We start from the raw sequence: 12606 nt of genomic DNA on the forward strand, positions 1-12606 counted from the left end.
GTGTCCTACGTGGTGAGGCGTCGTTGGTCCGTTCATGGGGCGGGGTACGTGGAGTTGGATTGTTCCGGACGGGTTGTGGGAGATCGCGAAGCCGCTGATCCCGCCGTCGAAGGTGCGGCCGCAGGGCGGCGGAACGCAAGACACGCCTGATGAGACGCTGTTCGCCGCGATCATCTACGTCCTGGTGTCCGGCTGCGCCTGGCGTGCGTTGCCGCCCTGCTTCGGGATATCGAAGTCGACCGCCCATCGGCGGTTCCTCATCTGGTCGAGAGCCGGCCTCTGGGGGCGGCTGCACGAGGCCGTGCTGCATCGGCTCGACGACGCCGGCCTCCTCGACGTCACCCGCGTCGTCCTCGACACCGCCCACGTGAGGGCGAAAAAAGGGGCGAACACACAGGTCCGAGCCCCGTGGACCGGGGCAAGCCGGGTTCCAAGATGCACATCCTGTCGGACACGAACGGACTGCCCCTCCTCGTCGGCGTCTCGGCCGTCCACGCCCACGACAGCGAAGGGCTGAAGCCGATGGTGGAGGGTCACCACACGAGACACGACCCCCACCGCGGCCGGTACTTCAAGCCCCAGCGCCTGCACGCCGACAAAGCCTACGACCGGGCTGACCTGCGCAGATGGCTGCGAGGGAAGCGGATCGGCGTGCGCATCGCCCGCAAGGGAATCGAGTCCAGCGAGCGATTGGGGCGGCACCGCTGGGTGATCGAGCGCACCATGTCGTGGCTGTCCGGCTACCGCCGCTTGAGCCCTCGCTACGAACGCGATACTCGCAACTACCTGGCCTTTCTCGGCCTCGCCGCCGCCCTGTGCTGCTACAAGCGACTCATCCGCCTCACCACGTAGGACACAGTCTTAGCCCCGGCGAGGATGCAGGCCGCGTACGGCTGCCGGATGCTGATGCCCCGGATCCAGTCGCCCTCGGGCAGGGTCGCGATGCTCATGCGGCCCGCCCCCACACGGCCGTGCCCGGCCTGCCCGCCCGGCGTCCGTTGATCGACGGGACCGTGGTGTGCGCGGGAGTGGCGAGGACCGCGCGGCCGGAGTGCTTGCCGTCGTACAGCGCGGTGTCGGCCGCCCTCTGCAGGCCGGTCAGGTCGCGGACGCCGAGGACGTCGGCGGCCGCGGCGCCGACCGAGGCGGCGACCTGGAGGGTGCGGCCGTCGTCCAGGGTGACCGGCGTGTGCAGCATCCGGACCAGCTGCGCGAGACGCTGCTCGCGACGGCCGACGGGCAACTCCAGTACGACCGCGAACTCATCGCCTCCGAGGCGGCCCGCAGCGGCGCGCGGGCCCGCCCACGCGGTGATCCGGGCACCGAACGCGGCGAGTACGGCGTCCCCGCCCGGGTGCCCGGCCGTGTCGTTGATCTGCTTGAAGTGGTCGGCGTCGGAAGCGCGCGGGTTCGCACAATCTTGGAGGGCGCACAGGATGAACCCGCGGGCCGGTCGCCGGTTGGGGCAGTGGCGCGGGCAGGTTCGCTCAGGACCCGACCGCGGGCATGTCCGTCCGAAGCCCTTGCACGCCGCTGGCACCGATGCGTCTACGCCCCGGTGGCGTGGGGTCCGTGTCCTTGGCGCGTCGTGGTCGTTAGGCCATTCGGGTCACGGCCGGTCCAGGTCTCGGAGGGGGAGACAGGCGTGGAGGTCAAGGATGTGCATCATGCCTACCGTCGGCGTGTGGTCTTGCGGGGTGTTGACCTGCGGCTTCGGGCAGGCACGCTGTGCGGGATCGTTGGGGAGAACGGCGCCGGCAAGTCCACGCTGCTGAAGGTCCTTTCCGGCGAACTGCGGCCCACGCGTGGCACGGTCCGTCACAGCGGCCGGTTCGGCTATTGCCCGCAGCACGTAGTTCTCAATGACGCTCTGACTGTCCGGCAGCACCTGACATTCTTCCAGACGGCTTACTGCCTGGCCGATGTGCGGTATGCCGAGGAAGTCATGGAGGTGCTGGGCTTCACCGGATACGCCGATGAGCGAACCAGTGTGCTCAGCGGCGGCACGCGGCAGAAGCTGAACGTGACGCTGGCGCTCATGCACGATCCGCAGGTGCTGTTGCTGGACGAGCCGTATCAGGGGTTCGACTGGGACACCTACCAGCGGTTCTGGGATCTGGCCGCGCGGCTGCGGGATGCGGGGCGCTCGGTCCTGGTCGTCTCTCACCTGGCGTATGACACCGAGCGCCTGGACGAGCTGTGGCGCCTGGACGGCGGGCTGCTCCGCCCGGACGAGGCGGGGGTCGCCGCGTGAGGTTCCACCTGACCCGCTTCGCCGTCGCCACCCGGTTCACGCTTATCGAGCACGGCCGCAACCGGTTCGCCATGATCCTGGTGGGCCTGTTCGTCCCGGTGTGGACGACCCTGGCGTACCTGGCGATGCCCGACACCCCGGCCCGGATGCGTCTGCACGCCACCGGAGAGGTGCTGGCGCCGCACGGCAATGAACTGACCGAGATCAGCGGCGCGCTCAACGCCGTCACGCTGATCACCGGTTTCATGATGTTCGCCGCCACGTTCTCCGGCAGCGGTTTCGACCGCAGGCTGGCCATGGCCGGCTACCCCCGTGCCCACCTCGTCCTGGCCAAGGTCACCGCCCTGGCTCTGGTCTCGGCGGCGGTCGCCGCCTACGCCACCGCCATCACCTGCCTGGCCTGGACACCCCGCCAGCCCCTCCTGCTCGCCGCCGCACTGTTCTGCGCCGGACTCACCTACGGGGCGCTCGGTGTCGGCTTCGGCTCCCTGCTGCGCCGGGAAGTCGAGGGCATGTTCGCCATCGTGATGACCAGCATTATCGACCTCGCGCTGCAGAACCCCATCAGCAGTTCCGGGGCCGACAGCCCGGTCATGCGCTACCTGCCCTCTTACGGGGCCATGCAGGCCAGCACGGCGGCCGGGTTCTCCACCAGCCCGGTACCCGGCTACCTGGCGATCCAGCTCACCTGGTTCGCGGCAGCCTCCCTGATCGCGCTGGTGGGTTTTCGCCGCAGCACCCGCAGCTCCCTGCCGTTGGCCGCCCCCACCCCGCTGCCCGGACCAGGAAGCGACAAGGTCGGCCTTCCCGCGCCACGCCAGGCCGCCACGCCCTCACCTGCGGCATCCGACACGGAAGCACACTGAGGTGCCGGTCCCCCACATGCGCGCCACACCACAGTCCACGACGGCAGACCTCGATGCGGCCCCGCGAGCATGGCAGGGGCAGCTCACCGCCCGGTCGCTCACCGGTGAAGACCCAGCCCTACGGGCGGCGTACCGGCTGTGCCAGCGCACCACACGAGTGCACGATCCCGCGATCCACGCCCTCATCCAGCTGATGCCGGCCGTGCTGCGCCCGGCCTGCTGGGCCCTGTGGGCGGCAGCGAGCATCCTGGACGACCTCGCCGACCAGCAAGATGCAGGACAGGCCGAACGTGAGGCCCGCGTCCAAGCGTGGACCCAAGCCCTGCAACGCGACCTGGCGGCCGGCACCAGCACGGATCCGGTCCGCCACGCCCTGGTGGACACCGCCCTGCGATGGCACCTGGACCTGTCCAGCCTGCAAGTCGCCATGACCAGCACACGCGACGACGTCCGCGACCGGCACTTCGCCGACTGGGCCGCGTGGCGGGCCTGGTGTGAGGCACTGGTGCCCTGGGTCGACCAGGTACGGCACCTGTTCGAACAGGCCGGAGCGCCGATGACGCTCAGGCTGGACCGGCAACAGGACTACAAGCAGTTCATCGACGGCGCCCAGCTCACCGACATCCTCACCGACCTGAGCGCCGACCTCACCCAGGGCCTCCTGCTCCTGCCACAGGAGGCCCTGGACGCCTTTCCCGGCGCGGAAGACGATCTGCGGCAGAGGCGCTGGAGCCCCGCTGCCTCGGCTTTGATCGGCGACCTGACTGCTCTGGCCCGCCAATGGGTGACCAGACCCGCGATGACCAGAAGCATGCACCCGGGCGCTGCCAACGTGCTCAACACGGCCGCCTGCCTGATGCGCGCCCAACTCGATGCCGTCGACGCGGCCGGCCCCGCCCTGCTCAAGCGCGCCCCGCGCCCTTCCGTCGTCGCCCGCACCCGCATCCTGGCCCCCGCCCGCATCCGCTCGCATCTGGCCTGGAGCCTGACGCCCCTGACCATGCCCGGACCCCGGCGACCCGCGGTGAACGCGAGCGTTCCGGGCCCAGCAGCCGAAGACACCGCCCTGCGGCCCCCGCCACCACATCGCGACGGCGCCAAGCCTCCGCAGATCGCTGCCGACCGGATGCCCTCCCACGTGGCGGTCATCATGGACGGCAACGGCCGCTGGGCCGAGCAGCGCGGCCTGCCCCGCTTTGAAGGCCACCGCGCCGGTACCGCCGCCGCCCACGAGATGGTCTACGGTGCCCTGGAGATCGGCCTGCGCCACCTGACCCTCTACGCGTTCTCCACCGAGAACTGGAAACGCGACACCGAGGAAGTCACCACCATCCTGGAAGCGATGCGACGCGACCTCGATGAAGGCCCCATCCGTGATCTCGACGTACGCCAGCGCTGGTCCGGCCGCCCCGACAAACTGCCCGAGGACCTCGTCCAAGCCCTCCTGCGCGAGGAGCGCCGCACTCGCAACCGCACCGGACTGACCCTCACCGTGTGCATCAACTACGGCGGCCGCGACGAGATCACCCGAGCTGCCGCGGCCCTCGCTCAGGCAGCCCAAGCAGGCGACGTGGCCCCCCATCTCATCAGTGAAGACGACTTCGCCCGCCACCTGCCCCACCCCGACATGCCGGACGTCGACCTGCTGTGGCGCACCGGCAACGAACAGCGCACCTCCAACTTCCTGCCCTGGCACGCCACCTACGCCGAGCTGCACTTCACCCCCGACTACTGGCCCGACGTCGACCGGCGTGACCTGTGGCAGGCCATCACCGAATACAGCCGACGTCAACGCCGCCACGGCGCCGCCCCCCTCATCTCCCCCCGGAGACCACCAACCGCCCCGTCACGTCCGATCTGACTCCCGGGGACTGGCGCGTCCGGGCCCGACAACGTCCACGTCCGCCGGAACCCCAAAGGTCCAGCAGGGGTTGCCGTAGCGGCGGTGTCGACTCCAATGCGGCGAAAGAGGTCTACAGCTGACGCCTGACGCGCTCTTCCTGCTACCGGGGCAGCTTCGCGGTGCGCTCAGAGTGGGCAGCGGTGACGTAGCGTGACCACGTCCGCGAGCCCGGTCTCCACCGACACGCCGGCCGGGTCTATCACGACCGTCGGGTCTGGAGCCGGGCGCACGAGAGTCAGCACGCGACTTTCAGAATCTGACATGAACACGCATATTTCTGCGATCACTCGTAGATTTTTCGAGTTACTGCAGAGGTCTCACGCGAGCTAAGGGTTGTCCCGTAACTGCTGGTCACGGATGAGATGATCATGGTGTGGCTGGTGTGATCACGGCGTCTGAGCCCTCCTGGATAGCCCCGTTCACCGGGCTGAGCCCGCGCCAGTTCGGCAAGCTGATCAACGCTCTGCGGCGTGAGGGTGTGGACCCGGTGCGCAAGGGCCGACCCTGGAGCCTGCCGCTGGAGGACCGTGTGCTCCTGGTCGCCGCCTATTGGCGGACGAACCTGCCCCTGCGCCAACTGGCCCCGCTGTTCGGGGTGTCCAAGTCCGCGGCCGACCGCATCATCGACCACCTCGGGCCCGCGCTCGCGCTCCAGCAGCGCAAGCGGTTCCGCAGGGACACCGTGCTGATCGTGGACGGCACCCTGGTGCCCACGCGTGACCACAGCATTGCCGAGCAGTCGAAGAACTACCGGTACTCCACCAACCACCAGGTCGTCATCGACGCCGACACCCGGCTCGTCGTCGCCGTCGGCCGGCCGGTCGCGGGCAACCGCAACGACTGCAAGGCGTGGGAGCTGTCCGGCACGAAGGACGCCGTCGGCAGGACCACGGTGATCGCGGACGGCGGCTACCGGGGCACCGGCCTGGTCATCCCGCACCGCCGCGAGCGCGGCCAGACCGAACTCCCGGACTGGAAAGAGGACCACAACCGCTCACACCGCAAGGTCCGCGCCCGCGTGGAGCACGTCTTCGCCCGGATGAAGGGCTGGAAGATCCTCCGCGACTGCCGGCTGAAAGGCGACGGCGTTCACCACGCCATGCTCGGCATCGCCCGCCTGCACAACCTTGTCCTTGCCGGGTGACGCAGAAGCCAGCAGGCCCCCCGGCACGTTAAAGATCATTTACGGGACAGCCCTTAGCGAGCGCAAGTGACGCCCTCGTCTACTTGCTGAGATGCCGGCATCCGGGCCGCCAGAGCCCCGGAGGAACCCGCGCATACTCCACTAACCATGACCACGGTCACGCTGTCGCCGTGCCGGGCGAGAATCCGGCGGGCGCGGGCGGTGTAGGCGTCGCGGCGCAAGAGCCCGGCCAGCTCCCTGCGCGCCTGCTGCTCGCCGGGCACGCCCGGCAGGGTCGTGGCCGCACCGGCCGCCCGGCCGCCGCCGGCCCCGGCCGAAGCCGAGACGGAGGCGGAGGCGGGGGGCTTGTCGTCCCCGGCCGGTGGCGGTGATGCCGCCTCGTCGAGGGCCGAGCACCCGGCCACCGCGAGCACCGCCGCCAGCGCCAAGCCCCGCCCCCACCACGCCCGCCGGCCCGTCATGACCTGCCCTCAACGCTCCGCCTGCTGGAGCCGGTTGCTCCTGCCCGCGCACCCTACCGGCCACCACGGACCACCCCGCGCGCAGCAGCCCGCGTCCCCGCGAACGGGGTGTGCCGGCGTTCCCGGGGCGGGCTGCCGTCCGGGAGCCCTGAAGCGAGTTGCCGCGGGGACGGGGGCGCGTCCGGCCCCGGGCCACTGAGGAGTGTGCATCGTGAAGTCGCAGGTCACAGGTTCCGGGCGGAGATCGGAGGTCGCCGGCGGTTCGCACCATCGCCGACGAGGGCCTCACCGCAGTCCCGTGCGCCTGGTGAGCACAATGGGCGCCGTGACATCGACGATGGACTATCAGCAGGTTCTGGAACAGATTGCCGAGGAGATCGCGCGGACGCCCGGCCGGGGGCGGTCCGCCGACTACATCCCGGCGCTCGCCGCCCGCGACCCGCGCGCCTTCGGCATGGCCGTCGCCGAGCTGGACGGCACCGTCCACGGGGTGGGCGAGTGGCGCGAGCCGTTCTCCGCGCAGTCCATCACCAAGGTCTTCACCCTGGCCCTGGACCTGGCCCACGAGAGCGACGAACTGTGGGAGCACGTGGGCCGCGAACCTTCCGGCAACCCGTTCAACTCCCTGACACAGCTCGAGTACGAGAACGGCATCCCGCGCAACCCGTTCATCAACGCCGGCGCCCTGGTCGTCACCGACCGCCTCCACACCCGCACCGGTGACGCGGCGGGCGAGCTCCTGCGGCTGCTGCGTGCCGAGAGCGGGAACCCGGACCTCGATTTCGACCTGGCGGTCGCCGCCTCGGAGGCCGCGCACGGCGACCGCAACGCCGCCCTCGGCCACTTCATGGCCTCCTACGGCAACATCGACAACCCCGTCCCGCTCCTGCTCGACCAGTACTTCCGCCAGTGCTCGGTCACGGCCTCCTGCGCCGACCTCGCGCTGGCGGCCACCCTCCTGGCCCGGCACGGCATACGCGCCGACGGCACCCGGCTGCTGACCCGCAGCCAGGCCAAGCAGGTCAACGCCGTCATGCTGACCTGCGGAACCTATGATGCCGCCGGCGACTTCGCCTACCGCGTCGGCCTGCCCGGCAAGAGCGGGGTGGGCGGCGGCATCATCGCCGTCGTGCCCGGTCGCTGCGCACTGTGCGTGTGGAGCCCCGGCCTGGACGAACGGGGCAACTCCGTCGCCGGAGTGGCGGCACTGGACCTCTTCACCACGCTCACGGGGCTGTCGGTGTTCTGATCCCGCCGGGCCGGGCGGCTTTGAGGCTCCGGCTTGTCGACGGTCACGTATGAGCGTGCTGGACACCGCCCTGCGTCAGGGCCTGAAGCAGTGAGTGGCGTGCATCGTGAAGTGGCAGGTCACGGGTCTGGTGTGCGCCGCTGCCGGGGTGCTCTCGCTGGTGGTGAGCGTGTGACTTCGGTGAAGGCCATCGGTCAGCGTGTGACTTCGCGGTTCGTCAGGACCAGCAGGGCCCGTACCAGCGCAGTCGCCCATTTCGGGTCGGTGCGGACCTTGCCGAGCACGCGCCGGTTCTTCAGGTGGGCGAAGCCGGGCTCGACCGGGGCCCGGACTGCGGCGAGCGCCTTGTTGGACAGTCTCTGTCCCCTGGTCAGGGGCCGGTTGCGCGCGGCCTTGTAGCCGGTGATCACCGCCGGGTCGGCGTCCGGGCCGCTGTCGTCGAGGCCCGGGGCTGACAGACAAAGCCCCGCCGCGACGGGGGAGGCGCGGCGGGGCCCCGGCCCGTGTGGCACGGCACGGCCAGCGGCGGGTGCGGCGGCATCTTGCGTCCTGGCCCGTGCGGACCCGGCGCCTGGCAAGCCAGGCCGCCCCACCCCTGTCCGTTTCGCTCTTTCCTCACGCTTCCGCCACGGTCAACCTCAAGGGCTACGTCGTCAAGGACGCCGCCGGCAACCGCTTCGCCTTCACCAACAGCCACACCCTCGAGCCCGGCGACTACGTCCACCTGCGCGGCGGCCGGGGCACCGACTCCGACGCCAAGAACGTCGTCTACCGCAACAACTGCAACTTCCTGTGGAACAACGACAAGGACACCATCTACCTGTACAAGCCCTCCGGGGCCCGCGCCGACGTCCACGCCTACACCAAGAAGGCCAACGACCGCGACGGCAACGGCTACATCACCTACCACGGCTGACCACCGGCCACCCCCGGCGGGGGCCGGCCACGCGGATGCCCGCCCCGCGTGGCCGGCCCCCCGCCTATTCGGACCACCGCGGCGGAACCGGAGAGAGGAGGAGGCCGTGGCAGGCGAGGGCGCTGGGGTCGGCAGTGACGGCCGGCAGCGGCTCCTCGTCGCGCGGGACGCCTACACACGCACGGTCAGCCCGCACCACGACGAGGTCCTGCACCACGTGGCCCACCGCGCCCGGAGGGAAGGAAGCCCCGGCAAGGCCGACATCGGGGCGCTGCTGCCGTGGAAGCGCCTGCGCGCCGACACCCGCTGGGCCGAGGCACTCATGGCCGTGGCGGATGCCGAGGCGCGGCCAGCGACGGCGGCCGCCGTGGCCGCCGTGGCCGCCGTGGCCGCCGTGCGCGATCCCTCCCTCAGCCGCAGTGCCGCGGCCCGGGCCGGGCTCCCCGGTTTCGCCTCCGGCGACGCGCCGGCCTCCGCCGTGCTGACCGCGGCCGCGCCGGACCGCAGGGCCGCCTACGGCCCTCAGGACTGGTAGGCGGCGTTGATCGTGTAGTCGGTGTGCGGCTGCCCGCTGTCGTGGAGGGGGAGCGAGTGTCACGGGCTGTGGTCACGTCCGTCCCGTGGTGCGAAGACTGAGAGGGCGTCGGCGTCGGTCGCGCGAGCGTGCAGGAAGTAGTACGACAACTCATCCGATCGAAGCTAGGACCTGCTGTTTTCCCGCCACCGACCCACCGGAGTCAGCACCGAACCAGCACCGGAGGTTCTCGTGCTGGGTGAGAGAGCGGGAAAAGTACGCTCAGGCCGGCTCGGGACTTGGCCACGGACCCCGAAGAAGGTCACTCACCGTAACAAGCTCACCCGATCGGACGCCGAACCGTGCTTGGACGACAACATGGAGCAAGACCCAACTCGGCGGCCAGGCTCGGGCCCCACCGTCCATATGTGATCCGCCTGCCCCGAGCCACGGAAGCACATATGCCCTTGGCATAATTCGCGCATGTCGAGCCGCGAGACGATCCAGCACGCCCCCGACGTGGGTCTCCTCATGATCCCGGGCGATCCGGCGAAGGACTTCTCCCCGGGGTTCGCGGTCTTCGACGACTCCGTCCCCGCTCTGCGCGCGTTCATCCTGGACCAGCTGCGGAAGGAGAACATCAAGCCGGCAGCGCCCAGGGCGAAAGGCGGTGCCGTCATACCCGTACGCGTGGGTCTGGTCCCCCGGCCCGACAACGACTACGACACGCGTGCCGTGTCGGTCACCGCACCGCCCGGCCACGGCGGGTCCGTCCTCGACCGGCACATGGGCTATCTCTACAACAGCGCACTGCACGTCACGAGCCAGAGCATCCGCGACCTCACCGAGGAGACCGGGATGCCCGTCGGCTGCCACGGTTGGATAGAGCTCTACGACCTCGAGGACGACGGCCGCTTCTACGACGACGAGGACGGCGAGGACGAGGACGACGCGGACTGGGAACCCAGCCGCCACGAGCCGGTGTCGTGGGCGGAGCAGAAGGCCTTCGGGTATGCGGTCGGTTCCGTACGGGTCCTGCTGCCCGAGCGTCAGACCATGCGCGCCCTCGTGGACGCGTACCTGGCCGCTCGTCGGCAAAAGACCAACCGGTACACGGAGAAGGGGCCGGCCCCGGCCGGTGTCGAGCAGGGCCTGCGCCGGGCACTCGCCGAACGGCTCGCCGTCCGGCTGCGGGCCGGTCTGAGTCATCGCGCCGCCGGCGGGGCCTGGGGCCGGGAGACCGAGCGTGACCGCGCGCGGCGGCGCCGGGACGCCGAGGCACGGCCGCTCCTGCACGCCTGGGAGACCTACCGGAGCTCGCCACACGGTTTCCGTGACCTGCGTGCCGTCACCCGGTCCGTCTTCCACCACACCCGAATCCTCGTCCTGGACGGATCCGGCGTGAAGGTCGGGCAGTACCACCAGCCGGACGGCCCGCTCACCCTGGTCGACGAGCGGGTGCGCGCCGAGGCCCTCGACGCGCTGCGCGCGCACGGGGTCGACGTGGACACGCCCGAGGACCTGGTGACCCTCGACGGCTTCCCGGACGCGGTGGTCGTCGCGGACGGAGACAGGTGGTCGATCCGGCTCTCGAAGCCCGGGGTGTCACGGGACGGGCTTCCCGAGGCCGGCTGGTTCGACCCGGACTCGGGCACGCTCACCGTGTACGCCACGCCGCTCGCCGAGCCGTTGACGGTGCTGCTGCGCCGGCACGGGATGCGGCCGCTGCTCGTGACCTGGGGCACGCCGCGTGAGGAGGTGGAGCGGCACAACCTCCGTGCCGCGGTCGCACCGGCCGGGATCAGCCCGGTCGGCCGCTCCAGCCGGGTGACGGCCGCCGCGCAGCGGCTGATCCCGGAGGCCCACCGCCACTGGCTCGGTGCGAAGCCCGACGACGGAGAGGCACCCACCGCGAGGGCCGGGAGCCTGCTGCCGCCGCTCGTCGACGACGCGGCGGAGAACCCGTACTACCGGCGAGCCCTGGAGGCGCTCTTCGGTGCCCCCGTGGACCCGGCGGGGCGCGGGCCGTGCCGGCTCTGCGGGCGCTCCTCCCAGTCGGCACGCCCGGGGCTCTTCTACTGCCACGGCTGCTGCGCCCTGGCCAGGAACGGGGTGCTGCGGGACACGGGAGCGGACGGAGCATGGACGGAAGCGATCGTGTACGCGCTGCGCAGACTCGCGGAGATCGAGTTCTCCGGACCGCCGTCCCTCGCCCAACTGGACCGCGTCTGCGTCCCGTTCGAGGACCACACTCTGGTCGACGAGGTGATGCTCTGCCGTTTCCTGGTACCGCGCCCCGGCTCCGCGCTGCTGAGTGCGCGACCGTCGCGCCCGGCCCGCACCTGGACGGAGTGGCTGGGACACGCGGGGCTCCTCACGGACGGGGTCCGCACCTCGATGGGCACGGCGACCACGGCCACGGACGGGCACCTGTGCCGCTCCCTGTTCGAGCGGCACGTGGACGACTTCCTCCACCACCGGGGCGTGGCCCATGAGCCCGAGCCCGCCTACCCGCGCCACCCAGAACTCAACACAACCGGCCTGCGGGCGGACTGGCGCCTGGCGGACGGCACGTTCGTCGAAGCCCTGGGCCTCATGACGAAGGAGGCGTACGCGGCGAAGGTCGCGCGCAAGCGGGAACTGGCCCGCCACCACGGCCTGCGTCTGGTCACCGTCACGGCCGAGGACCTGGGCCGCCTCCCGGAGATCTTCGCGGACTGGCTCCCCGAGGACTCGGCCGGCTGAGGCCGGAGAAAGCCGGTTCCGTCGACTTGGAAGAGCCCGATGCAGCAGTGCCGACCCATGAACTCGACCATGGCAGGGAACACCATCGCTCACCGTATGTCGCCCTCACCAGGGCATGACACATTGCCCTGGTCGTCTGACAGCCGGGTACGGCTACCTGATTTCGTTGTCGAGCGGGAGCCCGTCTGCCAGTGGTGCGAGACGAAGGAGAATGCGTCATGACTCACCGGTCGCGCCCCCGCGTGCACCTGCTGACCGGCGGGCCCGACTGGGAACAGCGACGAGCCACCGTGAAGTCGGCGCCGTTCAGCAGACGGCAGCAGGAGGCCCGCAAGCCGCTGCTGGCACTGATGGAAGACCTGCGCGAAGCCGTCGAGAGAGGTGACTGGGCCTCCGCCCGCGCGGCCCGGTCGGCGGCCTGGGACGAGGTCAACCGCCTCGCGGACAACCTCACGACGGAGGAACGCAAACAGCTGTGGCGGTACAAGCGACGCATCGTCGCCGGTGAGGCCCACCACCGTGCTCGACGCGCCGGTCAAGGCTGAGACCAGCGC

Annotated in this window: 12 protein-coding genes and 1 pseudogene; 10 read left to right on the forward strand and 3 right to left on the reverse strand. The window is 70.7% G+C overall.

From position 1 onward, the window contains the following. The first annotated feature begins 34 nt into the window (after window positions 1-34). A protein-coding gene (locus CP969_RS00895) for an IS5 family transposase (protein ID WP_086019050.1) occupies window positions 35-852 on the forward strand; the annotation gives its coding sequence in 2 pieces (ribosomal slippage) (window positions 35-383 and window positions 383-852; 819 coding nt in all). Window positions 853-946: 94 nt separating this feature from the next. On the opposite strand, the gene CP969_RS00900 is transcribed toward CP969_RS00895, so the two are convergent. Further along, window positions 947-1540, reverse strand: a complete 594-nt coding sequence (locus CP969_RS00900) for a diguanylate cyclase domain-containing protein (RefSeq protein ID WP_078495497.1) — start codon at window positions 1538-1540, stop codon at window positions 947-949. Window positions 1541-1645: 105 nt separating this feature from the next. Here CP969_RS00900 and CP969_RS00905 point away from each other — a divergent pair, with 105 nt between their 5' ends. From CP969_RS00905 to CP969_RS00925, 4 genes are all read left to right on the forward strand, one after another. Continuing rightward, on the forward strand, window positions 1646-2254 hold the full coding sequence (locus CP969_RS00905) for an ABC transporter ATP-binding protein (RefSeq protein ID WP_026085572.1): 609 nt from the start codon (window positions 1646-1648) through the stop codon (window positions 2252-2254). Continuing rightward, window positions 2251-3120 (forward strand): ABC transporter permease, encoded by an 870-nt coding sequence (locus CP969_RS00910; protein WP_016828366.1) that lies wholly within the window; start codon window positions 2251-2253, stop codon window positions 3118-3120. The genes CP969_RS00905 and CP969_RS00910 overlap by 4 nt, the downstream gene beginning before the upstream one ends. A 16-nt stretch (window positions 3121-3136) precedes the next feature. Further along, a complete protein-coding gene (gene uppS / locus CP969_RS00915) occupies window positions 3137-4981 on the forward strand; it encodes a polyprenyl diphosphate synthase (RefSeq protein WP_078495550.1) in 1845 nt (614 codons plus the stop codon). A gap of 415 nt (window positions 4982-5396) precedes the next feature. Next, on the forward strand, window positions 5397-6167 hold the full coding sequence (locus tag CP969_RS00925; protein ID WP_026085571.1) for an IS5/IS1182 family transposase: 771 nt from the start codon (window positions 5397-5399) through the stop codon (window positions 6165-6167). Between the two features lie 53 nt (window positions 6168-6220). On the opposite strand, the gene CP969_RS34380 is transcribed toward CP969_RS00925, so the two are convergent. Beyond that, on the reverse strand, window positions 6221-6628 hold the full coding sequence (locus CP969_RS34380; RefSeq protein ID WP_016828363.1) for a hypothetical protein: 408 nt from the start codon (window positions 6626-6628) through the stop codon (window positions 6221-6223). A 316-nt stretch (window positions 6629-6944) separates the two neighbouring features. Here CP969_RS34380 and CP969_RS00935 point away from each other — a divergent pair, with 316 nt between their 5' ends. After that, window positions 6945-7877, forward strand: coding sequence for a glutaminase (locus CP969_RS00935; protein WP_026085570.1), 933 nt, complete (start codon window positions 6945-6947; stop codon window positions 7875-7877). 194 nt (window positions 7878-8071) lie between these two features. Here the strand turns inward: CP969_RS00935 and CP969_RS00940 are convergent, their stop codons facing one another. Continuing rightward, complete coding sequence (locus tag CP969_RS00940; RefSeq protein WP_223887014.1) at window positions 8072-8389, reverse strand: transposase family protein; 318 nt, start codon at window positions 8387-8389, stop codon at window positions 8072-8074. A 104-nt stretch (window positions 8390-8493) separates the two neighbouring features. On the opposite strand from CP969_RS00940, the pseudogene CP969_RS33480 reads away from it, so the two are divergent. The 4 genes and pseudogenes from CP969_RS33480 to CP969_RS00965 all read left to right on the forward strand — a co-directional run. Next, window positions 8494-8793: pseudogene (locus CP969_RS33480) on the forward strand (lamin tail domain-containing protein); the annotation flags it as partial. 106 nt (window positions 8794-8899) lie between these two features. Continuing rightward, window positions 8900-9328, forward strand: coding sequence for a hypothetical protein (locus CP969_RS00950; RefSeq protein ID WP_016828356.1), 429 nt, complete (start codon window positions 8900-8902; stop codon window positions 9326-9328). A 462-nt stretch (window positions 9329-9790) separates the two neighbouring features. After that, complete coding sequence (locus CP969_RS00960) at window positions 9791-12052, forward strand: hypothetical protein (protein ID WP_016828354.1); 2262 nt, start codon at window positions 9791-9793, stop codon at window positions 12050-12052. Between the two features lie 218 nt (window positions 12053-12270). After that, window positions 12271-12597 (forward strand): hypothetical protein, encoded by a 327-nt coding sequence (locus CP969_RS00965; RefSeq protein WP_039831382.1) that lies wholly within the window; start codon window positions 12271-12273, stop codon window positions 12595-12597. Window positions 12598-12606: the final 9 nt, after the last annotated feature.

Origin of the sequence: Streptomyces viridosporus T7A (assembly GCF_008704515.1) — a bacterium.
GTDB classification, from domain to species: domain Bacteria; phylum Actinomycetota; class Actinomycetes; order Streptomycetales; family Streptomycetaceae; genus Streptomyces; species Streptomyces viridosporus.